This is a genomic window from Xanthomonas sp. NCPPB 3569 (assembly GCF_041475645.2).
In the GTDB taxonomy this organism is placed as follows: domain Bacteria; phylum Pseudomonadota; class Gammaproteobacteria; order Xanthomonadales; family Xanthomonadaceae; genus Xanthomonas; species Xanthomonas phaseoli.
In genome coordinates this window covers 4,660,836-4,680,291 of sequence record NZ_CM192969.1, presented here as the reverse complement: position 1 = coordinate 4,680,291, position 19,456 = coordinate 4,660,836, and the positions used below count along the sequence as shown (strand labels likewise).

Genomic DNA, 19,456 nt, shown 5'->3' with positions numbered 1-19,456 from the left:
CCCCATCCTCCACCGCACGCCGGACTGCCAGGCCTCGATCTGGCCTATTGCTCCGGCTGTCGTCTCGGCCCGCCTGGGAGTGTCAATGTTTCGCGATTTCAGAATGTCGTTCGTGGTCACCGCCATCTGCCTGGGCCTGGCTGCGTGGTGGGGCCATACCTCATCGATGGGGATCTGGCAGGCGCTGTGGCTATGCCTGGTGCTGAGCGTGCTGGAAGTGTCGTTGTCGTTCGACAACGCGGTGGTCAACGCCGGCGTGCTCAAGCACATGAACGCGTTCTGGCAAAAACTGTTCCTCACCGTGGGCATCCTGATCGCCGTGTTCGGCATGCGCCTGGTGTTCCCGATCGTGATCGTGTCGGTAGCCACCGGCATGGGCTTGGTGCCGGTGATGCAGATGGCGCTGAAGGAGCCGGACCGCTACAGCCAGGTGCTGACCGACAACTACCCGTCCATTGCTGCCTTCGGTGGCATGTTCCTGCTGCTGGTATTCCTGAATTTCCTGTTCGACCAGGAGCGCAAGCTTCACTGGCTGGGCCCGGTGGAGCGGCTGGTCGGCAAGCTGGGCAAGGCCGATGCGATGTCGGTGATCGTGGCGTTGTCGGTGCTGCTGGGCACCAAGTTGTTTCTGCCGGCCGGCATCTTCCAGAGCGTGCTGTTCGCAGGCCTGGGCGGCATCCTGCTGTATCTGCTGGTCGGCAGCGTGGATGCGCTGTTCGAAGCAGAAGAGAGCGAAGACGGCAGCATGGGCCCGGCCAAGCGTTCGGGCATCGCCGCCTTCCTGTATCTGGAAGTGCTGGACGCCTCGTTCTCGTTCGATGGCGTGATCGGCGCCTTCGCCATCACCCGCGACGTGGTGATCATCATGCTGGGCCTGGCGATCGGCGCGATGTTCGTGCGCTCGATGACGGTCTACCTGGTGCACAAGGGCACCCTGGACGAGTTCGTGTTCCTGGAGCACGGCGCGCACTACGCCATCGGCGTGCTGGCGATCATCATGCTGGTGGGCACGGTCTACCACGTGCCGGAGGTGCTGACCGGCCTGATCGGCGTGGCCTTCATCGCCGCCTCGGTGTGGTCCTCGATCCGCTACCGCAAGCGCCACCATCTTGGGCCGACCGAGATTTGAGCGAGCACCGGCGAGCTTGCGCATCCGCTGAATGGCTGGCGGCGCCTGGTCGCCGAGCGAGTAAAAAAACGCGACCGATAGCACGCTTGGTGTTGACGGCGGGTGAGTGCGGCGAGCGAATCAGGACCCTCCCGACTTGACCTGCGCAGTTGGATTCGTCCTCCCGCCGCGCGAGACGACCGCTCGTCAGCGCAGCCCGTTGTGGCGCAAGGCTCGCCGCAGTCTGAGCACATTTGGTGTTGACCCCCTGGGGGGACCCCACTATCTTGTGGTTCGGTGGTGACCGCCCCCAAGTGGCACCAATGAGACGAAGGCGATGCGCAAGCGCGACATTGCCTGCGGCTCCCATCTCAGCGACCTGTACGCGCCCCGGCATTGCCGCGGTCGCTTCCGGCCCTATGACGGCAGCGCGTTGCCACCGAACACCATCATGCGACAGCACACCGCGTGATGGCGGCCGTGGGAGTTCAGGGAAATTGGTGGGTGATGCCGCCGCAGGCCATGGCCTGCGCGCTGTGCGTCCTGTGTCGCCAATGCACCCTGGACGCCGCTCGGTCGTTGCCTGCTCCGGCAGGTTCGTGTGCCTACGCATGGAGGACGCATGACCACCAACGACACCCTTTCCGCGATCGCCGCCGGTACCGCAACACCCACCAGCGTTCCTGCCAGCGTTGCCGCGCCCGCCTGTGGCGCGCCGGAATTGACCGACCCGTCGGACATCGTGCCGCCTCCCCGCCAAGCCATTGCAATGCACGCACAGACCATCGAAGAACAAAACGTCTCCACCTGGATCACGAAAGAAGCGGGCAATCGCAAGATTCCGTTCGAGCCGGAGCGCCTGGAGCGCGCCATCGACCAGATCCATGCCGAGTTCCCGCAGCTGGACGTGGCCGACTACAAGCGCTCGGTGTTCGGGTTCGTCGAGCGCAAGGACAGCGTCAACGCCGACGACCTGGTCGACCACCTGATCCGCGAGGCCGAAGCCCGCGTCGATCTGACCACCCCGGAGTGGGAGCACTTCGCTGCGCGTCTGTACCTGCGCCGCCTGTACAAGCGCGCCAGCCGCAACCGTTTCTACGACGCCAGCCAGAAGTACGGCTCGTTCGTCGGCCTGCAGGAAAGCCTGGCCGACCGCAATGTCTATTCCAACGACATCCTGCGCCGCTACTCCAAGGACGAGCTGATCGAAGCCGGCAAGATGATCGAGCCCGAGCGCGACAAGCTGTTCGCCTACAACGGCCTGTACCTGCTGGCGACGCGCTACCTGGCCACCGATAGCTCGCGCGGCGTGTTCGAACTGCCGCAGGAGCGCTGGCTGACCATTGCGCTGTACCTGATGCAGGACGAGATCGGCACCGGCAAGGGCAGCCGCGAGCGCCGCATGCAGCTGGTCGGCGAGGCCTACTGGGCGCTGTCCAACCTGTACATGACCGTGGCCACCCCGACGCTGGCCAATGCCGGCAAGGTCGGCGGGCAACTGTCGAGCTGCTTCATCGACACCGTCGACGACAGTCTGCAGGGCATCTACGACTCCAATACCGACGTGGCGCGCGTGTCCAAGCACGGCGGCGGCGTGGGCGCCTACCTGGGCTATGTGCGTTCGTCCGGTTCGGCGATCCGTGGCGTGTCCAACTCGTCCGGCGGCGTGGTGCCGTGGATCAAGCAGCTCAACAACACCGCCGTGTCGGTGGACCAGCTGGGCCAGCGCAAGGGCGCCATCGCGGTCTATCTGGACATCTTCCACCGCGATATCGAAGCGTTCCTGGACCTGCGCCTGAACAACGGCGACCAGCGCCTGCGCGCGCACGACGTGTTTACCTCGGTATGCATCCCCGACCTGTTCATGGAAGCGGTCGAGCGCCGCGGCGACTGGTATCTGTTCGACCCGCACGAAGTGAAGCGGGTCAAGGGCTGGTACCTGCAGGACTTCTATGACGAGAAGAAGGGCGACGCCAACGGCAGCTTCCGTCGCAAGTACGAAGAAGTCGTCGCCGACGAGCGCATCACGCGCAAGACCGTCAAGGCGATCGAGATCTTCAAGCGCATCATGGTCAGCCAGCTGGAAACCGGCAATCCGTTCATGTTCTATCGCGATGAAGTCAATCGCAAGAACCCGAACAAGCACGAGGGCATGGTCTATTCGTCCAACCTGTGCACCGAGATCCTGCAGAACATGAGCCCGACGCGGATGATGCAGGAGATCATCAGCGGCAATCAGATCGTCACCACCAAGAAGGCGGGCGACTTCGTCGTGTGCAACCTGTCCTCGATCAACCTGGGCCGCGCGATCACCGTGCAGGCCGACCAGGCCGATCTGCTGGGTGCCGACGTGCTGGAGCGCTTGATCCCGATCCAGGTACGCATGCTCGACAACGTGATCGACCTGAATCAGCTGCCGGTGCCGCAGGCCACCATCACCAACCAGAAGTACCGCGCCATCGGTCTTGGCACCTTCGGTTGGCATCATCTGCTGGCGCAGAAGTCCATCCACTGGAATGCCAAGGAAGCCGAGGACTACAGCGACGAGCTGTACGAGCGCATCAACTACCTGACCATCCAGGCGAGCATGGAGCTGGCCAAGGAAAAGGGCACCTACAGCGTGTTCCGCGGCAGCGACTGGCACAACGGCGAGTACTTCCGTGCGCGCGACTACAACAGCCCGCAATGGCTGGAGCTGTCGGCGCAGGTGGCGGTCAATGGCGTGCGCAATGCGTGGATGCTGGCAGTTGCACCGAACATGAGCACCGCGCAGATCGCCGGCTCCACCGCCTCCATCGACCCGATCTACAGCGCGTTCTACTACGAAGAAAAGAAGGACTTCCGTCGCCCGGTCGCCGCGCCTGGCCTGTCGCTGGACACCTGGCCGTACTACGAAAAGGGCGCCTACAAGGTCGACCAGTTCGCCAGCGTGCGCCAGAACGCGCGTCGCCAGCGTCACGTGGACCAGTCGATCAGCTTCAACTTCTACGTGCCCAGCACCATCCGTGCCAGCACGCTGCTGGACCTGCACATGACCGCCTGGCGCGAAGGTTTGAAGACCACGTACTACGTGCGCTCCAACGACATCGACATCAGTGAGTGCGAGTGGTGCAGTAGCTAAGCGCATTCGCGCTTCGCTTCCACGGTTCGCGTCGCGAACCGTGGACCCTGCTTCACCAGCTCCCACACCCCGCGCCTTTGGCGCGCCCCCTGACTCAGGGGGCTTTCCTCCAGATCGATTTGTTGCGCCGTTGCTGTCTTGTACGCGCGACGCCTGAAACACGAGTAGAAACCCATGTCCGCAACACCGCTCGACCGCATCAAGATCCTTGAGCCGCGCAACCCCAACCGTTCGACCGGCATCATCAACGGTCAGACCTCCGGCATCCTCAACTGGAACGACATCCCGTACCCGTCCTTCTATCGGGCGTACAAGGAACTGTCGACCAACTTCTGGATCCCCGACGAGGTGGACATGAAGGGCGATGCGCGCCAGTACAACGAGCTGTCGGCGCGCGAAAAGAATGCCTACGATTCGATCATCGGCTTGCTGGCCACGCTGGATTCGCCGCAGACGCGTTTCATCTACAACGTGGCCGAATACATCACCGACCCGGCCGCGCATGCCAATGCCGCCATCATCGGCCAGCAGGAGGTGATCCATAACGAGAGCTACAGCTACGTGCTGGCCTCGATCACCGGCCTGGCCGACCAGAACCGCGTGTTCGAAATCGCGCGCACGCACCCGACCATCATCAAGCGCAACGCGCCGATCATGGGCGCCTACGAAGACTTCATGCGCGAGAAGACGGCCGAAACGCTGATCCGTTCGCTGATCCAGTCCTCGATCCTGGAAGGCATCAACTTCTATTCCGGCTTTGCGTATTTCTACAATCTGGTGCGCCAGAATCGCATGACCGGTACCGGCAAGATCATCAGCTTCATCAACCGCGATGAACTGGCGCATTCGAAGTTCATCAGCGAGCTGATTCGCGCCATCATCGGCGAGAATCAGGCGCTGCAGGGCGATGAGCTCACCGACTACGTGCACAAGGCCTTCGAGCACGCGATCGACCTGGAAACCCAGTGGACCGCCGAAGTGCTGGACGGCATCGACGGCATCGACGTGGACGAGATGATCCGCTACGTGAAGTACCGCGCCAACAAGATGGCCGGCATGCTCGGCATCGAGAAGCTGTACGAGGGCGCCAACGACAACGTGATGCCGTGGATCAAGGCCTACGCCGACAACTTCACCGAAACCAAGACCGACTTCTTCGAGATGCGCAATGCGTCGTACAAGAAGACGAATTCGGATAACGGGTTCGACGATCTCTGACGCGGAAATATCAACACCTCTCAATACTTCCATCTAATACGGGGGCACCATGAGTAAGCGATTGGATCCACGCATCTCGTCTAGTCGCATGTGGCTTCAGAACCCGTACGCGCACATGGAAGAACTTGAAGAGTGCTGGCAGGCGGGTAACGATCAGAATCGTTATCGCTTTGCGAGATCAGAAGGGGAGGCGTTCTCTGCAAAGAAAAGTCACAGTTTTGAGTCGATTGAGGCACGGGCTAAAGAGTTACAACGCGCGATTTGGAAGAAGCGGACAGATCTCGGGTTGAGTAAGAACGTGCACCCGATTGACGTTTTAGACCCGCGGCTTGCCGCTGAGTTGCTGGGCTTCGAACTTACGTTTCATTCCAGTCTTGGCTGGATGACCAGTGGCCGCCGCCGAGTTTCGGTTGCAGGTCTGATCAATCAATCGAATCGATCCATCCAAATTGCAACGGATGCTGACCCGAGAGTCATGCGTTTCACTGCGGCCCACGAGATCGGCCACGCAATTCTTCATCCGGATCAAACTGGTTTGCATCGGGATCAGCCATTGAGCGGAATTCGTCAAGCGCGCAGTCGAACCGAGCTCGAGGCAGACAAATTCGCTACTTACTTCTTGCTGCCAGATAAACTTCTAACCGAAGAATTTAAATCTCGATTTCTTGGTATTTTTACCCTGAATGAGCAGACTGCATTTGCGCTATTCAGTAAGCCTATTTTCGAAGTGATCGAGGTTCTCCCGACTCTCCGTCACGTCTCTAGGAGGCTTGCGAGTTCGATTTATTACAATGGCTCCCACTTCGCATCGTTGTCCGAGTCTTTTGGAGTCAGCATCGAAGCAATGGCCATTCGTCTTGAAGAATTGAAACTCGTTATTGAGTAATTGCTTTACCGAAATGCGCATCCTCCTCGCCCACACCTCGCTCAGCGGCAATACGCGCGACGTTGCGCGCGCGATCTGCGCGCGGTGTGAGGAACTGGGTCATGCGGTGACCTGGATCGATGCCGACATCCAGACGCTTGCGCAGGCATGCCCGAACGGCGCCGAGCACGATCTCTACATCCTCGGCAGCTGGAGCATCAACGCCGGGCGGACGCCGCCGGAGATGAAGCGCTTCATCGAACAGCTCGTTGACGCGGTCGGTAAACCGGAACGTCTGGCAGTATTCGGCACCGGAGAGACGCAGTGGGGCGAGGAGAACTACTGCGGTGCGGCCCGGCGCATGGCCGCGTTTTTCGGTACGCGCTACCCGCGGCTGGAGATCGAACAAATGCCCCACGGCGAACGCGACGCCACCAAGATCCAAAGCTGGACCGACCACATTCTTGCCCTCACCGATACACCGTTCGAGAACACCCCCCATGCAGACGCTCCACGCCACCACCCCTGACGACTACGCCGCTGCCCTGGCCGCGCATCCGCGCTTACTGGTCGACTATTACAAGGACAATTGCCCTGGTTGCAAGATGCTCGACATGTCGCTGACCAAGTTCGCCGCGAGCGAGGACGCCGCAGGCATCGCACTGCTCAAGGTGAAGCTGGAAGTGGTGGGCGAGGAGTTTTTCCGTGGTCTGGGCCTGCGGCAGACGCCGACTCTTGCCTTGTTCAAGGACGGTGCCGAAGTGGCGCGCTTGCCGGGCTTCCAGTCGCCGGCGCAGGTGGAAGCGGCGGTCCGCAGCGGCCTGTGAGAGTGGCCGGCGCTTGGTCGATGCAAGGCGCCCGGCGATGAACACCACCGTCACCATCGTCGCCTGGAGCTTCCTGCTGGCGGGGCTGGGCCTGTTGACCGGTGCGGCGCTGCTGCCGGATCAGGCCCGCTGGATCTTGTTGCTGCTGGGCGTGGTATTCGGCGGCGTGGGTGGCGGCATCCTCGGCTATCGTGTCTGGCATGCGCGCCGTGCGGCGTGGTTGCGCCAGCATGGCACGGTGGTGGAGGCGCGCTTGGTGTGCGTTGAACGCAATGCGTCTTTGCAGGTCAATGGCGTGCACCCGTTCCGTATCCTGGCCCATCGCCATGACCGCGCGCACAACACCCTGACCGAGTACCGCAGCGACAACCTGTGGACCGATCCGCAGCCGTTCCTGCGCGATGGACAATCGCTGCGCATCTTCGTCGATCCGCAACGGCCGTCGCGGTACCACATCGACCTGAGTTTCCTGCCGACGCTGCGCAGTTGATCGGGCCGGCCTTTCTTCCTCATACGGCACTTCTTCATGACCAGTTCCACGCCCGTTGCACCGACCGAAGCCCGCATGGCCGAGATCGTGTTTCCCAATCACACCAATCATCTGGGCACGTTGTTCGGTGGGCAGGCGCTGGCGTGGATGGACAAGGCCGCGTTTCTCGCCGCCTCGCGCTATGCGCGCCGCACCGTGGTGACGGCGCGTTCGGATCAGGTGGATTTCAAGCTGCCGATCCGCCAGGGCCAGATGGTGGAAACCATCGCGCGCGTGGTATCGGTGGGGCGTAGCTCGATCACGGTGGAAGTGGAATTGATCGCCGAAGACCTGCTTAGCGGCGCGCGCGAGCTGTGCACGCGCGGGCAGTTCGTGATGATTGCGCTCGATGCCGATGGCAAGCCGACGGCGGTGCCGCCGCTGCCAACAACTACTGGCTGACACTGACCAGGTGGACAGCGGCTGACAAGCAAACGATTGCGCCGCTGCGAAAAAACGCGGCTAGCCGTCGAAAATGGACAAGTGCCGCGTATCCACTGCGTTGCTCCGCAACGCGCGCGCTTATCTGACAACCGCCAGCGACGTTCTGTCTGCCGCGCTTATTCCTGCACTTCGCGGTCTTCGCGCTTGGTTTCTTCCATCGCCTCCGGTTCCAGCTCCTCGGCGCTGCGATTGAGCTTGACGAACACGCCCCAGGCGATCAGCAGCAAGGCCGCGCATGAGCCGACGGCAGCAGCGTAGGGTAGCTTGGCCGGGTCGGCATGCATCAGCTCGAAGATCGACACCAGCGTCTCGATCGCCAGCGCGATCACGATCACCACGAAAAAGCGCGACAAATACCGCCGTACGCGCGTGGGGCCACTGACCTTGACGTCGCGCAGGATCTCTTCTTCGAAGATGGTCTGGCCCAGTTCGAGCGTGACCAGCGCCACTGTCAGCAGGCCGACTGCTTCGAGCACGACGTTAAAGCGGTCGCGCACCACCATGTGGCCGCCGGGTGTGAAGCCGTGCCACAGCTCCAGCCCGGCCATCGTCACCAGGCCCGCCGCACACAGTACGAAGAACGCCAGGATCACGAAATGACCGGCACGAAACAGGTGGCTGAGCGCTTTCATCAGGGGCGAAGTGGGCGATGGGAAGCAGAGCATCGTGTGCACTGCGTCGTTGCAGCGCGAAGGCTGCGCTAACCCGGCGCGCCCTCATCCGGCGCGTTGCGCCACCTTCTCCCGCGAGCGGGAGAAGGGATCTGTTGGAAGTGGTGCTGGGGGTCGTCGCGCATTGATGCAACGGTAGCCACTGTTCCCCAAGCCGCTTCCTTCTCCCGCCTGCGGGGGAAGGTGCCCGAAGGGCGGATGGGGCGATGCATGCGTCGCACGCGCACAGCCGCCTGCATTCCCATCAGCTATGCCGCAACACCTGATACGCCTGCAGATGCACATTGGCGGCCATCAGCAGCGGGGCATTGCGCCCGGTCTCGCGCACGCGCGCCAGCATGTCGCCAACGATCTGTGCTGCTTCCACGTCCTGGCCGGCTTCCAGGTCGCGCAGCATCGAGGCCTTGAGCGGCGAATCCACCTGTAGCAGCGTTTGCAACGCGTTGGCGCGTGCTGGCTCGGGAATCGATTGCCCGGCCGCATCGGCGGCCCACAGACACTCGTTGTACATGCCGTTGATCAACGCGCGGCCGTCATCGGTGGCCACGATCGCGCCTACCGGCGCACGCATCAGGCAGGTGGCCGCGGCCAGTGCGGTGAGAAAGCTGTACTTGATCCACTGTTCCTGCGCGATCTGCTCGCTGGCCACATAGGTGATGTCGGCCTGCGCGCAAGCGGCGGCAAATGCCTGCACCCGCGCCGATTGCGCGTCACCGCTACGCTCGCCGAAGGTGATCGCTGCCGGCTTGCCCAGGTGCAGAATCTCGCCGTGCTCGCCCTTGGTGGCGCTGATGAAGCACAGCCCGCCCAGCACCCGCGCTGAGCCGAAGCGCTCGTCCAATGCCGCGTAATGGCGCAGCCCGTTGAGGATGGGCAACACCGTGGTGTGCTCGCCCACCGCTGGCGCAATCGCCTCGATCGCGCTGTCCAGGTCGTAGGCCTTGCAGCTGAGGATCACCAGGTCGAACGGCCGCTGCGCCACCCGCGCCGGCAAGTCCTGCGCGGTGACATGCGCCACCTGCAGATCGGCATCGCCCAGCGGGCTGCGGATGCGCAAGCCGTCGGCCTGCAGCTGCGCCGCACGTGCCTCGCGGACCAGGAAGGTGACGTCCACGCCGGCCTGCGCCAGCCGCCCGCCGAAATAACCGCCGGTGCCGCCGGCGCCGAGGATGAGTAACCTCATAGAATCGTTCCTAGGTTGTTCGAGAGAAGGTAAATGACGTCGCGTAGATCCAAAAAAGAGAATTTCGATCACCAGGGATGAGGCCGTTTTAAGGATCAATCGAATGATTGATATGATCATCATGATGTTCAAACAGCCCTTAGAGCAGAAGCAACGTTAGCTGTTGCTAACGACATGGTTAGGAAATTTAAATCGAGTGCACCGATTCAAATTCCACCAAATGCGGCGGCTTACAATTCGGTAAAGCAAAGTATGACTCTCAATTTTGCACTGAGCCTTGCGAGAGTGTTCGATCAGGGGTCTCGTAGGATGCCGGTCAACAGGCGGGATGCCGCGTCAATTCCTTTGTTAATTCGGTTGGTGAAGCAAAAGCGCTGCACAAAAGCACTAATTAATCAAGCGAAGGAAGCTGGAAAAAATGCATCTGAGGCATTGAAGGAAGAGCACGTCGCCTGCTGTAAAAATGCAATTTCTTCGGCCATTGAGATTTATCGAAGCGAGGTTTCATGCGCGAAGGGTAGATCAACGCGACGATTCTTGCGCGAACTCAGAAATCACGGAATGGCACACACTTTGCTGAAGGAGCAACTACTACGAGACCCTACCTACAATGAGCTTTTCCACCTAGCAGATGCAGCGCGCGATATTTCTTCTCATCTCAGCTTGGCCATTAAAGGAGCCAAAGTTGACCTCATAAAACTAGAAGAAAAAATGAAGGCATCTGCCACTTCCTTATGGCAGCCAGTTTTCATGAGTGCCTTGGACTAGCTCCGCAACCCCACACCCCGCCGCAGCAGCCACAACGCCAGGGCGCTGAGCACGGCGACAAAGCCCAGCATCAGTGCATAGGCCACCCAGATCGGCACGTCTGAGCTGCCGAGCAGGCCGTAGCGGAACGCGTTGACCATGTAGAAGATCGGGTTGGCATGGGTGGCCGCCTCGGCCCAGCCGGGCAGCAGCTTCACCGAATAGAACACGCCGCCCAGGTAGGTCAGCGGGGTCAGGATGAAGGTGGGCACGATCGCCACGTCGTCGAACTTCTTGGCGTAGACCGCGTTGACGAAGCCGGCCAGCGAGAAGATGGTCGCGCCCAGCAACACCGTGGTCAGCGTGACCAATGGATGCGGGATCCGCACCGGGGTGAAGAACATCGCGATGATCAGCACGATCGCCCCGACCATCACCCCGCGCAGCACCGCGCCGGACACATAGCCCCACAGGATCACCCAGTTGGGCATCGGGCTGACCAGCAGCTCTTCGACGTGGCGGCCGAACTTGGCGCCGAAGAAGCTCGAAGAGATGTTGCCGTAGCTGTTCTGGATCACGCTCATCATCACCAGGCCGGGCACGATGAACTGCATGTAGCTGTAGCCGCCCATCTCGCCTACGCGCGAGCCGATCAGCCCGCCGAAGATCAAAAAGTACAGCGTCATGGTGATGGCCGGCGGCACCAGGGTCTGGCCCCAGATGCGCAGGATGCGCTGCACTTCGCGGCGCACGATGGTGCCCAGCGCAATCCAGTTGCGTTGGCGGGGTGTGGCGGGCGTGGCGGACATCGACGGCTCCGAGGGACTCATGGGTGGCCTGCCGGGCGCACGGGCGCCGCTGCGGCAGGAGCCGGGGCGGCGACGGTCTCGCCGGGCCCGGTCAGGCGAACGAACAATTCTTCCAGCCGGTTGCTCTTGGTGCGCATCGAGCGCACCCGGATGCCGGCATCGCCCAGGGTGGCGAACACGCGGTTGAGGTCCATCGCACGCGGCATGTCCAGATCCAGCGTGTGGCCGTCGATGGCGGTGAGCGTGGTGCCTTCGATCACCGGCAACTGCGCGGGCAGCTCACCGTCGATATCGAACAGGAACCCTTCCACGTCGAGCTTGGCCAGCAGTTCGCGCATCGGCCCCTGGGTGACGATCTGGCCGTGGTTGATGATGGCCAGGTTGCGGCACAGGTGCTCGGCTTCTTCCAGGTAATGCGTGGTCAGGATGATCGTGGTGCCGGCGGCGTTGATGTCCTTGAGCACGCGCCACATGTCGCGGCGGATTTCGATATCCACACCGGCGGTGGGTTCGTCCAGGATCAGCAGGCGCGGCTGGGTCATCATGGCGCGGGCGATCATCAGCCGGCGCTTCATGCCGCCGGAGAGCGTGCGGCTCATTACCTGGGCCTTCTCCCACAGGTGGGCGCGGCGTAGTTCCACTTCGGCCAGCGCCTGCGCCTGGCTGCGCGGCATGCCGTAGAAGCCGGCGTAGTTGACCAGGATGTCGAACGGCTTCTCGAACAGGTTGAAGTTGATTTCCTGCGGCACCAGGCCGATCAGGCGCATCGCATCGCTGCGGTGGGCCACCAGGTCGGTGCCGAACACTTCCACCTGGCCGCCGGACAGGTTCACCAGCGAGCTGATGATGCCGATCAGGGTGGACTTGCCCGCCCCGTTGGGGCCGAGCAGGGCGAAGAAATCGCCTGGCGCCACGTCCAGCGAGACGCCCTTGAGCGCCTGGGTGCCGTTGTCGTAGGTCTTGCGCAGATCGCACACGCGCAGGGCGGGCGCACGGGGAGATGGGGAATTCAAGCCGGGTCCTTCGCGCCAGGGTGACGGCGCAGCGAGTTGCAGCCCGTTATTATAGAAGCCCGTTGGGGTTTGCCCCGATCACAGACTGTCCCAAATACGTTCGTGCCCGTTCAATTCCCCCTCAAGCTTGTCGACCGGCGCATGATTGCGCCCACCGTGGCCCACTGCCAGTTCGTCCGTGACGACGGCCAGCCGCTGGATTTCCAGCCCGGGCAGTTCATCCAGATCCATTTCGACTACGCCGATGGCACGCCGACCAAGCGCAGCTATTCGCTGGCGACCATCCACGATCATGCGCTGGGGCCGGGCGAGGCAGTGGAGATCGCGGTGAGCTTCGTGCCCGGCGGCTCGGCCACGGCCTTGTTCGAAGGCCTGGAGATTGGCGACCAGTTGCAGGCAAGCGGCCCCTACGGGCGCTTTTGCCTGCAGCCGGGCGACCACAACCGGCGTTACGTGCTGATCGCCACCGGCACCGGCGTCACCCCGTACCGCTCGATGCTGCCGCTGCTGGCCGAAGCGATCGCCACCCGCGGTGTGCAGGTGGTGTTGCTGCAAGGTGCACGCACCCCGACCGAGCTGCTGTACGGCGAGGACTTCCGCGCGTTTGCCGATGCGCATCCGCAATTCCGCTACGTGCCGTGCTTCTCGCGCGAATTGCCCGCCCAGCCGCACGCCGATGTGCGGCACGGTTACGTGCAGCAGCACCTGGCCGAGTTCGCGCCCGATGCCGCGCACGACATCGCCTACCTGTGCGGAAACCCGGACATGGTGGACACCTGCCTGGACGCGCTCAAAGCCGCCGGCCTGCCGAGTGCGCAGATTCGCCGCGAAAAATACGTCAGCTCCACGCCGCCCAAGGCCTGAGATTGCGTGTAGGCGGCGCGTACATGCCGCCTGTGCCGGCAGGCGTGCTGTGGCCTGCGGCGTGTGGCGCCGAGCTGCTGCGGTTCTAGGCCGTAGCGTTCAGTAGCGCCGGGCGCTGCTGCAGCTCCACCGTGACATGCACCAGTTCTTCATGGATCTGCAGCGCGCGCCGCACCCGCTCCGCATCGATGTCGGCCGTGGTGACCAGGCTGATGACGCAGGCATACCGCTCGCTGCCGACCCGCCACACATGCAGGTCGGCGATGTCGATCGCATGCCCAAGCTCGGCGATCACCTGCTTCACTTCGGCCACCACCGGCGCGTCCATCTCCGCATCCAGCAACACGCTGCCGGTGCTGCGCAGCAACCCCCAGGCCCAGACGGTAACCAGCACCGCGCCGACGAGACCCATGAGCGGGTCCAGCCAGGACATGCCCCAGTGCATGCCGGCGACCAGCGCGACGATGGCGAGCACCGAGGTCGCGGCATCGGCCACCACGTGCAGATACGCCGCGCGCAGATTGAGATCGCTGTGCGCATCCTGGTGATGACCATGACCATGACCATGACCATGACCATGACCATGACCATGACCATGACCATGACCATGACCATGACCATGACCATGACCATGACCTTCGTGCGTGTGCGCATGGCCGTGGCTGCGATGCCCGTGGGAGTGAGCATGCCCATGCGAATCGCGCAGCCACCACGCGCAAATCAAATTCACCAGCAGGCCGATCACCGCAATCACGGTTGCTTCCTGATACTGGATGGGCTTGGGCGTGAACAACCGTTCCACCGACTGGAACGCCATCAGCGCGGCAACGCCCAACAACAGGATCGCGCTGGTGTAACCACCCAGCACCTCGACCTTCCACGTACCGAAGGTGAAGCGCACGTCTGCGGCATGTTGCCGCGCGAAGCGATAGGCGAACAACGCCAGTCCCAGCGCCAACGCGTGCGAGCTCATATGCCAGCCGTCGGCGAGCAGGGCCATGGAATTGAGCATCCAACCGCCCACGATCTCCACCACCATCATGAGCACGGTCAGCATCACCGCCTTGCCGGTGCTGCGCTCGGCGAGCGGGTTGGTGCTGGCAAAGGTGTGCGACTGCGCGCAATGCGGCGCGGCGTGCGTGGTCGACATCGGCGATGGCCCTGGCTAAGGTACCCCCACAGGGTATCCTAAATACCCCTGGGGGGTATATGGCATGACGCATCTCAATCAGGACAAGACGAAACTGCTCGCGCGCGTGCGCAGGATCCGCGGGCAGGTGGAAGGGCTGGAAAAAGCCCTGACGCAGGACGTGGAATGCACTGCGCTACTGACCCAGGTCGCCGCATTTCGCGGCGCGGCGCAGGGTTTGATGGTCGAGCTGCTCAGCGAGCACCTCAAGCACCATGTTGCCGCACCCCACGCCCTGGACGAGCGCGAGCGCGCAGTGGATGACATCACGGCGATCCTCAAGACCTATTTGAAGTAAGCGCCGTCGGCAGATAATTGCGCGCGACGGTCTGCATGGGCGTGCTGCGCCCCATCGTTCCAACGCGCAGCCATCCTGAGCGTCTGCCGTCAGCGCGCGGCCGGCTCCAGCGTCAGCAGCACCACATCGTTGCTGCGCATCGGCACCGCGATGTCAAGCACGCCATCGGTGCCCACACGGATACGCCGGTCCTGTTCGGGCACATCGCGCGTTGCCTGTTGCAACTGCGTCAACTGACGCGGCGCAAGCGCCTTGGGCATGCCCATGTCGATATACAGCGACAAGGGGTCGTTGCGCCGGTAGCCGGTCCTGCGCACCTGCAATTGGTACGTGCCGGCAGGCACGTGGGTCATGCGCATCTGCAACGGTGCGCTATCGGTGGCGGGCACCTGCCTGGTGTAGAACGGCGTATTGCTCACTGCCTGCACGGGTTGCTGCCAATCCCACACCAGCGCGGCGACACGCGTGCCGTCCACTGCGGCCAGGGAATGTGTGTCGCTCAGCGGCACATCGCGGCCCTTGAGCGCATGCAAGTATTTGTAAGCGAACCAGGCCGGCTTGCGAATGCCTTCGCGATTCATCAGCCCAAACCCGCCGTGGAACGGCGTGGGCGGTGGGCCGGGTTCTTCGAACAGATCGGTATAGGTCCAGTAACTCATGCCTTGCACCACGCCGCGCACCTGTTTGAGCTTGGTCAGCAGATAGGGCGCGCTGATGTAACTGTCGTGCACGAAATCGCGCGGTGTATAGCTGCTGCTCCACTCGGTGAAGTACAGCGGCAGGTTGGGAAATGGCGAGGCCTGGATCTGTGCGCGCACGCGTCGCACATCGCCGACGATGGCATCCGGCGATGCGGACAGCTTGGTGTCCTGCTTGCCGTTTTCATCGAGAAACCCGCCATCCACGCCATAGGTATGTGTCGTGACGAAATCGATCGGCAGCGTGTTGTTGGCGACGAAGGCCAGTAACTCGGGTACCCAGGCGGCGCCTGCCGTCGATGGACCGCCGACGCGCAGTTGCGGGTCGATCGCCTTGATGGTGCGCGCCGTGTTCGCATACAGATCGAAGTAGGCCTGCTGGTCGGCGTTCTCCCAGAAATCCTTCAGATTGGGCTCGTTCCAGACTTCGAAATACCACTGGCGCACTTCCTCGGCACCGTAACGCGCGCGGATGTGGCGCACATACGCATCGATCAACTGCGTCCACTTGGCAGGATCCGGATGCGAGGTGTTGCCCTTCCAGTAGAACAACGTCTGTTCCGAGGTTTTCATTGCGCTTGGGGTAAAGCCCAATTCGACGAACGGGCGAATCCGCTTGGCCAGCAGCGCGTCGTACAACTGATCCAGCTTGGTCCAGTCGTATACCAGGTTGCCGTCGACCTGTTTGACGGTACCGAGTACGTCATGAAACACATCGTGGAAGCGGATGTAGCGAAACCCCAACTCCTGCACTACAGGCAGCAGATGCGCCTGCGTGTCGCTGCGAATCAAGGTGCCGGGGAAATCCGAGCCGACCGACAGGTCGTAAAAACGATCGACCGGCGCGCCAGCGGTGGCCAGATCCAGCTGGATCGTGCGCGGCGCCGCGTGCTGCGCCGGTGCAGAGGGCGTCATGCAGCACAGCGCCGCTGCCAACAAGACAGGTGAACGCATCGTCGCTCCTGCTGAAGTTCCAGCCGGCAGCCTACCGCATGCGCGGCAGACCACTGCCGACATGCAGGGTGATGCAGCGAGGCCAACCACACCGCTGGGCAGCCGCCATGCGAACGCGGCATCGGCATCGGCATGTGCCGCGCGTACGCTGCGGCGGCTGCGTGTCGTCTGTCTTGCCTGCCGACGTCCCGCCACGGGCGTTCGTCGCTTGGGCCCAGCAATGAAGGCCGATCCAGAAAGCCGCATTCGAATGTGTAAAGGGTGCTTGACAGCAACGTCCAGTGGGCGCATCTTGCCTGTCAAGCGTACTTGACAGGCGACTGGGATGCGGCGGCAGCACAGGCAAATGGAATGCAGGCATCACCGTGCAACGCGATGCGCTGTGTGCACGGTTGCCGCACGTGCCCACAGCGCGCGTCATGGCGTTGCCGAGGCCGTGCGATGACTTCCTGCAAGCGCAAGGCGCTGCTGGTGTTCTGCGTGGGGCTGGTCTTCCTCGGCATTGGGCTGCTCGGCCTGTGGCACGTGCTGCCGTTAAGCAACTACCTTGCCGGGGTCAGTGCCGGCATTGGTGGCTCGTGCATGCTGCTGTCGGTGCCGATCTGGCTGGCGCGCGGCGATCTGCGCGATAGCACCCGCCCGGCGTTGGCGCGCCGTTACTACCGCGAATTCGGCATCCCGATGCTGTTGTACGCGTTGGTGATGCTGTTCTGGCGCTATCTGCTCGGGCATGTCGGGCCGCACTGGGCGCGGGTGTTGATCGCCCTGCTGCCGGCGGTGCTGGTGGTACTGGTCATTCGTGCAGTGGCGCGCTACGTGCGCCATTCGGACGAGATGCAACGGCGGATCGAGCTGGAAGCGATCGCCATTGCCGCCGGGCTGATCAGCGGTGCGTACATGACGGCCGGATTTCTGCAGGCTGCCGAGCTGATCGATGTTCCGGCGAGCGCGGCGATGCTGTGGGTGTTTCCCTTGCTGTGCGTCATCTACGGCATCACCAAAAGCATCCACGCGCGTCGTTTTGAATGAATAGCCGCGTGCGCGAATTGCGCGAGGCCAACGGGTGGTCGCAAGGGGAACTCGGCGAACGGCTGGGTGTGTCGCGGCAGACGATCAATGCGCTGGAAACCGGCAAATACGATCCCAGCCTGCCGTTGGCGTTCCGGATCGCACGCTTGTTTGGCGAAGCGATCGAGCAGGTGTTTCTTTTCGAAGACGGGCAGTAGTTGCCGCGGTCACGTGTGGCCGCAGGCAACGTCAGGGGACAGGCACTACCAGGAGATAGGATGACGATGGTCAAGCAATCCACAATGGTGGCGGCAGCATTGATCGCGATGCTGGCGGCCGGATGCCAGCGCGCTGCAGCGCCGGCCGCAGCAACGGACGTTGCGGCAAGATCCACCGCGACAGCGCCGGGTACGGCTGCGCGGCAGCCTGTTGCACACACCCCACCCGGCAATGCCGCAGGCAATCGTTACGGCACGTTGCTGTTCACCCCGTGCACGCTGAGCGCCGGCGGTGCTGCCGGCAATATCGAAGCGCAGTGCGCAAGCCTGCGCGTGCCGGAAAATCCGGCCGCACCGAGCGGGCGCAGCATCGCGTTGAAGATTGCCTGGCTGGAAAGCGACGCCGGCGGCGGCAGCACGCCGGACCCGGTGTTCTTCATTGCCGGTGGGCCGGGGCAATCGGCCACCGAAGTCGCGGCGATCGTGGACATGGGCCTGCACGAAGTGCGCAAGCAGCGCGACATCTTTCTGGTCGATCAGCGCGGCACCGGTGGCTCGCATCCGCTGGCGTGTCGCGACGCGGCCGGCAAGCCGCTGGCGCTGGAGAACAGCAGCCAGGCCACCGCCGAGCAATTGACTGCGTATGCGGCCCGATGTGCCGATGGTTTGCGCAACGACGCCGACCCGCGCTACTACACCACCAGCGAAGCCATCGGCGACCTGGATGCGGTACGCGCAGCACTGGGCGTGCAGACGCTGAACCTGATCGGTGCCTCGTACGGCACGCGTGTGGCGCAGCACTATGCCGCACGTTATCCGCAGCACACGCGCACCGTGGTGATCGATGGCGTGGCGCCGAACGATCTGGTGATCGGCGGCGAGTTCGCGCGCACCTTCGAAGATGCGATTGCGTTGCAGTCTGCGCAATGCCGGCAGCAGCCTGCATGCGCCAAGCGCTTTCCGGTCGATACCGCCACCCAGTTGCGCCAGGTGGTGGAGCGGTTGCGGCAGGCACCGGTGGCGGTGGACTACCGCGACCCGCGCACCGGTGGCTTACGCCACGAACAGGTCACTGCCGACACCGTCGCCGGCCTGGCGTTCGGTTTCTCGTATGCGCCGGAAACCGCGTCGCTGTTGCCGCTGGTGCTCGACGAAGCTGCCGCAGGCCGGTATGCCTCGTTGATGGCCTTGGCGCAGATGAGCGCATCGGGCATGTCCGATCAGATGAATCGCCTGATGCAATGGTCGGTGTTGTGCAGCGAAGATGCCGGGCGCTATCGCCCACCCACACACCAGGCCACCACCTTGCTGGGCAACGAGGTGGCCGAGATGTTCTTCGCACCGTGCAAGGTGTGGCCGTCCAAGCCGGCGCCGGCCGCCGCGAGCGCGCCGTTCCGCTCCACGTTGCCGGTGCTGCTGCTCTCCGGTCAGCTGGACCCGGTCACACCACCACGCTACGCCGAGCGCGTGCTGCAGGGCCTGCCCAACGGCCGGCATGTGATCGCGCCCGGGCAGGGGCATGGCGTGTTCCGGCTGGGCTGCATGCCCAAGGTGCTGAGCCAGTTCATGCAGACCGCCGATGCCAAGGCGCTGGATACCACCTGCGTTGCCAGCCTCAACACCGTGCCCGCCTTCACCTCGTTCAACGGATGGGAACCATGAGCCGCATCGACCACGCCACGGAGGCGCTTG

The 19,456-nt window shown here is 63.0% G+C and carries 21 protein-coding genes; 15 read left to right on the top strand and 6 right to left on the bottom strand.

The window, feature by feature from the left end:
• Positions 1–85 precede the first annotated feature (85 nt).
• From ACCQ03_RS20245 to ACCQ03_RS20205, 9 genes are all read left to right on the top strand, one after another.
• Positions 86–1,129 (top strand): DUF475 domain-containing protein, encoded by a 1,044-nt coding sequence (locus ACCQ03_RS20245; protein WP_209227910.1) that lies wholly within the window; start codon positions 86–88, stop codon positions 1,127–1,129.
• 316 nt (positions 1,130–1,445) lie between these two features.
• Positions 1,446–1,580: a hypothetical protein gene (locus ACCQ03_RS20240; protein WP_280515232.1), complete on the top strand. Its 135-nt coding sequence runs from the start codon at positions 1,446–1,448 to the stop codon at positions 1,578–1,580.
• Positions 1,581–1,730: 150 nt separating this feature from the next.
• Positions 1,731–4,229, top strand: a complete 2,499-nt coding sequence (locus tag ACCQ03_RS20235; RefSeq protein ID WP_209227908.1) for a ribonucleoside-diphosphate reductase subunit alpha — start codon at positions 1,731–1,733, stop codon at positions 4,227–4,229.
• A gap of 174 nt (positions 4,230–4,403) precedes the next feature.
• The gene (locus tag ACCQ03_RS20230) at positions 4,404–5,447 is read left to right on the top strand and encodes a ribonucleotide-diphosphate reductase subunit beta (protein WP_005914812.1); all 1,044 of its coding nucleotides are present in this window, start codon (positions 4,404–4,406) and stop codon (positions 5,445–5,447) included.
• Between the two features lie 115 nt (positions 5,448–5,562).
• Positions 5,563–6,333 carry an ImmA/IrrE family metallo-endopeptidase gene (locus ACCQ03_RS20225; protein ID WP_244664103.1) on the top strand — a complete coding sequence of 257 codons (771 nt, stop codon included), beginning with the start codon at positions 5,563–5,565 and terminating at the stop codon, positions 6,331–6,333.
• Between the two features lie 13 nt (positions 6,334–6,346).
• Positions 6,347–6,841 (top strand): flavodoxin, encoded by a 495-nt coding sequence (locus ACCQ03_RS20220; RefSeq protein ID WP_057678951.1) that lies wholly within the window; start codon positions 6,347–6,349, stop codon positions 6,839–6,841.
• On the top strand, positions 6,813–7,139 hold the full coding sequence (locus tag ACCQ03_RS20215; protein ID WP_057678950.1) for a thioredoxin family protein: 327 nt from the start codon (positions 6,813–6,815) through the stop codon (positions 7,137–7,139). Before ACCQ03_RS20220 ends, ACCQ03_RS20215 begins: the two co-directional genes overlap by 29 nt.
• A 37-nt stretch (positions 7,140–7,176) precedes the next feature.
• Positions 7,177–7,629 (top strand): DUF3592 domain-containing protein, encoded by a 453-nt coding sequence (locus ACCQ03_RS20210; RefSeq protein WP_057678949.1) that lies wholly within the window; start codon positions 7,177–7,179, stop codon positions 7,627–7,629.
• 36 nt (positions 7,630–7,665) lie between these two features.
• A complete protein-coding gene (locus ACCQ03_RS20205) occupies positions 7,666–8,070 on the top strand; it encodes an acyl-CoA thioesterase (RefSeq protein WP_057678948.1) in 405 nt (134 codons plus the stop codon).
• Positions 8,071–8,228: 158 nt separating this feature from the next.
• On the opposite strand, the gene ACCQ03_RS20200 is transcribed toward ACCQ03_RS20205, so the two are convergent.
• On the bottom strand, positions 8,229–8,744 hold the full coding sequence (locus ACCQ03_RS20200; RefSeq protein WP_057678947.1) for a hypothetical protein: 516 nt from the start codon (positions 8,742–8,744) through the stop codon (positions 8,229–8,231).
• Between the two features lie 283 nt (positions 8,745–9,027).
• Positions 9,028–9,966 carry a 2-dehydropantoate 2-reductase gene (panE, locus tag ACCQ03_RS20195; protein WP_209227904.1) on the bottom strand — a complete coding sequence of 313 codons (939 nt, stop codon included), beginning with the start codon at positions 9,964–9,966 and terminating at the stop codon, positions 9,028–9,030.
• Positions 9,967–10,140: 174 nt separating this feature from the next.
• On the opposite strand from panE, the gene ACCQ03_RS20190 reads away from it, so the two are divergent.
• Complete coding sequence (locus tag ACCQ03_RS20190; RefSeq protein ID WP_139790956.1) at positions 10,141–10,734, top strand: AbiU2 domain-containing protein; 594 nt, start codon at positions 10,141–10,143, stop codon at positions 10,732–10,734.
• Here the strand turns inward: ACCQ03_RS20190 and ACCQ03_RS20185 are convergent.
• Together ACCQ03_RS20185 and ACCQ03_RS20180 are read right to left on the bottom strand one after the other, a co-directional pair.
• Positions 10,731–11,543, bottom strand: a complete 813-nt coding sequence (locus ACCQ03_RS20185; RefSeq protein WP_029820666.1) for an ABC transporter permease — start codon at positions 11,541–11,543, stop codon at positions 10,731–10,733. The genes ACCQ03_RS20190 and ACCQ03_RS20185 overlap by 4 nt on opposite strands.
• Entirely contained in the window at positions 11,540–12,535 is a 996-nt protein-coding gene (locus tag ACCQ03_RS20180) for an ABC transporter ATP-binding protein (RefSeq protein ID WP_017156286.1), read from the bottom strand. Before ACCQ03_RS20180 ends, ACCQ03_RS20185 begins: the two co-directional genes overlap by 4 nt.
• Before the next feature lie 36 nt (positions 12,536–12,571).
• Between ACCQ03_RS20180 and ACCQ03_RS20175 the strand changes: the two genes are divergently transcribed.
• Entirely contained in the window at positions 12,572–13,399 is an 828-nt protein-coding gene (locus ACCQ03_RS20175; protein WP_162267518.1) for a ferredoxin--NADP reductase, read from the top strand.
• 85 nt (positions 13,400–13,484) lie between these two features.
• Here ACCQ03_RS20175 and ACCQ03_RS20170 read toward each other — a convergent pair whose 3' ends face one another.
• Positions 13,485–14,549 carry a cation diffusion facilitator family transporter gene (locus ACCQ03_RS20170; RefSeq protein WP_209227987.1) on the bottom strand — a complete coding sequence of 355 codons (1,065 nt, stop codon included), beginning with the start codon at positions 14,547–14,549 and terminating at the stop codon, positions 13,485–13,487.
• 64 nt (positions 14,550–14,613) lie between these two features.
• Between ACCQ03_RS20170 and ACCQ03_RS20165 the strand changes: the two genes are divergently transcribed.
• The gene (locus ACCQ03_RS20165) at positions 14,614–14,886 is read left to right on the top strand and encodes a metal/formaldehyde-sensitive transcriptional repressor (protein ID WP_057678943.1); all 273 of its coding nucleotides are present in this window, start codon (positions 14,614–14,616) and stop codon (positions 14,884–14,886) included.
• Between the two features lie 89 nt (positions 14,887–14,975).
• On the opposite strand, the gene ACCQ03_RS20160 is transcribed toward ACCQ03_RS20165, so the two are convergent.
• Positions 14,976–16,538 carry a GH39 family glycosyl hydrolase gene (locus ACCQ03_RS20160; protein WP_209227900.1) on the bottom strand — a complete coding sequence of 521 codons (1,563 nt, stop codon included), beginning with the start codon at positions 16,536–16,538 and terminating at the stop codon, positions 14,976–14,978.
• A 441-nt stretch (positions 16,539–16,979) separates the two neighbouring features.
• On the opposite strand from ACCQ03_RS20160, the gene ACCQ03_RS20155 reads away from it, so the two are divergent.
• From ACCQ03_RS20155 to ACCQ03_RS20145, 3 genes are read left to right on the top strand one after another with little or no spacing between them, the layout of a single operon-like run.
• Positions 16,980–17,567, top strand: a complete 588-nt coding sequence (locus tag ACCQ03_RS20155; protein ID WP_209227898.1) for a hypothetical protein — start codon at positions 16,980–16,982, stop codon at positions 17,565–17,567.
• Positions 17,564–17,764 carry a helix-turn-helix transcriptional regulator gene (locus ACCQ03_RS20150; RefSeq protein ID WP_017156280.1) on the top strand — a complete coding sequence of 67 codons (201 nt, stop codon included), beginning with the start codon at positions 17,564–17,566 and terminating at the stop codon, positions 17,762–17,764. The genes ACCQ03_RS20155 and ACCQ03_RS20150 overlap by 4 nt, the downstream gene beginning before the upstream one ends.
• A gap of 60 nt (positions 17,765–17,824) precedes the next feature.
• Positions 17,825–19,426 (top strand): alpha/beta fold hydrolase, encoded by a 1,602-nt coding sequence (locus ACCQ03_RS20145; protein ID WP_209227896.1) that lies wholly within the window; start codon positions 17,825–17,827, stop codon positions 19,424–19,426.
• Positions 19,427–19,456: the final 30 nt, after the last annotated feature.

Bases quoted from the DNA above. Each gene is read 5' to 3' on its own strand.
- ACCQ03_RS20245 (WP_209227910.1), top strand. From the start codon at position 86: ATGTTTCGCGATTTCAGAATGTCGTTCGTGGTCACCGCCATCTGCCTG.
- ACCQ03_RS20240 (WP_280515232.1), top strand. From the start codon at position 1,446: ATGCGCAAGCGCGACATTGCCTGCGGCTCCCATCTCAGCGACCTGTAC.
- ACCQ03_RS20235 (WP_209227908.1), top strand. From the start codon at position 1,731: ATGACCACCAACGACACCCTTTCCGCGATCGCCGCCGGTACCGCAACA.
- ACCQ03_RS20230 (WP_005914812.1), top strand. From the start codon at position 4,404: ATGTCCGCAACACCGCTCGACCGCATCAAGATCCTTGAGCCGCGCAAC.
- ACCQ03_RS20225 (WP_244664103.1), top strand. From the start codon at position 5,563: ATGGAAGAACTTGAAGAGTGCTGGCAGGCGGGTAACGATCAGAATCGT.
- ACCQ03_RS20220 (WP_057678951.1), top strand. From the start codon at position 6,347: ATGCGCATCCTCCTCGCCCACACCTCGCTCAGCGGCAATACGCGCGAC.
- ACCQ03_RS20215 (WP_057678950.1), top strand. From the start codon at position 6,813: ATGCAGACGCTCCACGCCACCACCCCTGACGACTACGCCGCTGCCCTG.
- ACCQ03_RS20210 (WP_057678949.1), top strand. From the start codon at position 7,177: ATGAACACCACCGTCACCATCGTCGCCTGGAGCTTCCTGCTGGCGGGG.
- ACCQ03_RS20205 (WP_057678948.1), top strand. From the start codon at position 7,666: ATGACCAGTTCCACGCCCGTTGCACCGACCGAAGCCCGCATGGCCGAG.
- ACCQ03_RS20200 (WP_057678947.1), bottom strand. From the start codon at position 8,744: ATGAAAGCGCTCAGCCACCTGTTTCGTGCCGGTCATTTCGTGATCCTG.
- panE (WP_209227904.1), bottom strand. From the start codon at position 9,966: ATGAGGTTACTCATCCTCGGCGCCGGCGGCACCGGCGGTTATTTCGGC.
- ACCQ03_RS20190 (WP_139790956.1), top strand. From the start codon at position 10,141: ATGGTTAGGAAATTTAAATCGAGTGCACCGATTCAAATTCCACCAAAT.
- ACCQ03_RS20185 (WP_029820666.1), bottom strand. From the start codon at position 11,543: ATGAGTCCCTCGGAGCCGTCGATGTCCGCCACGCCCGCCACACCCCGC.
- ACCQ03_RS20170 (WP_209227987.1), bottom strand. From the start codon at position 14,549: ATGTCGACCACGCACGCCGCGCCGCATTGCGCGCAGTCGCACACCTTT.
- ACCQ03_RS20165 (WP_057678943.1), top strand. From the start codon at position 14,614: ATGACGCATCTCAATCAGGACAAGACGAAACTGCTCGCGCGCGTGCGC.
- ACCQ03_RS20160 (WP_209227900.1), bottom strand. From the start codon at position 16,538: ATGCGTTCACCTGTCTTGTTGGCAGCGGCGCTGTGCTGCATGACGCCC.
- ACCQ03_RS20155 (WP_209227898.1), top strand. From the start codon at position 16,980: ATGACTTCCTGCAAGCGCAAGGCGCTGCTGGTGTTCTGCGTGGGGCTG.
- ACCQ03_RS20150 (WP_017156280.1), top strand. From the start codon at position 17,564: ATGAATAGCCGCGTGCGCGAATTGCGCGAGGCCAACGGGTGGTCGCAA.
- ACCQ03_RS20145 (WP_209227896.1), top strand. From the start codon at position 17,825: ATGACGATGGTCAAGCAATCCACAATGGTGGCGGCAGCATTGATCGCG.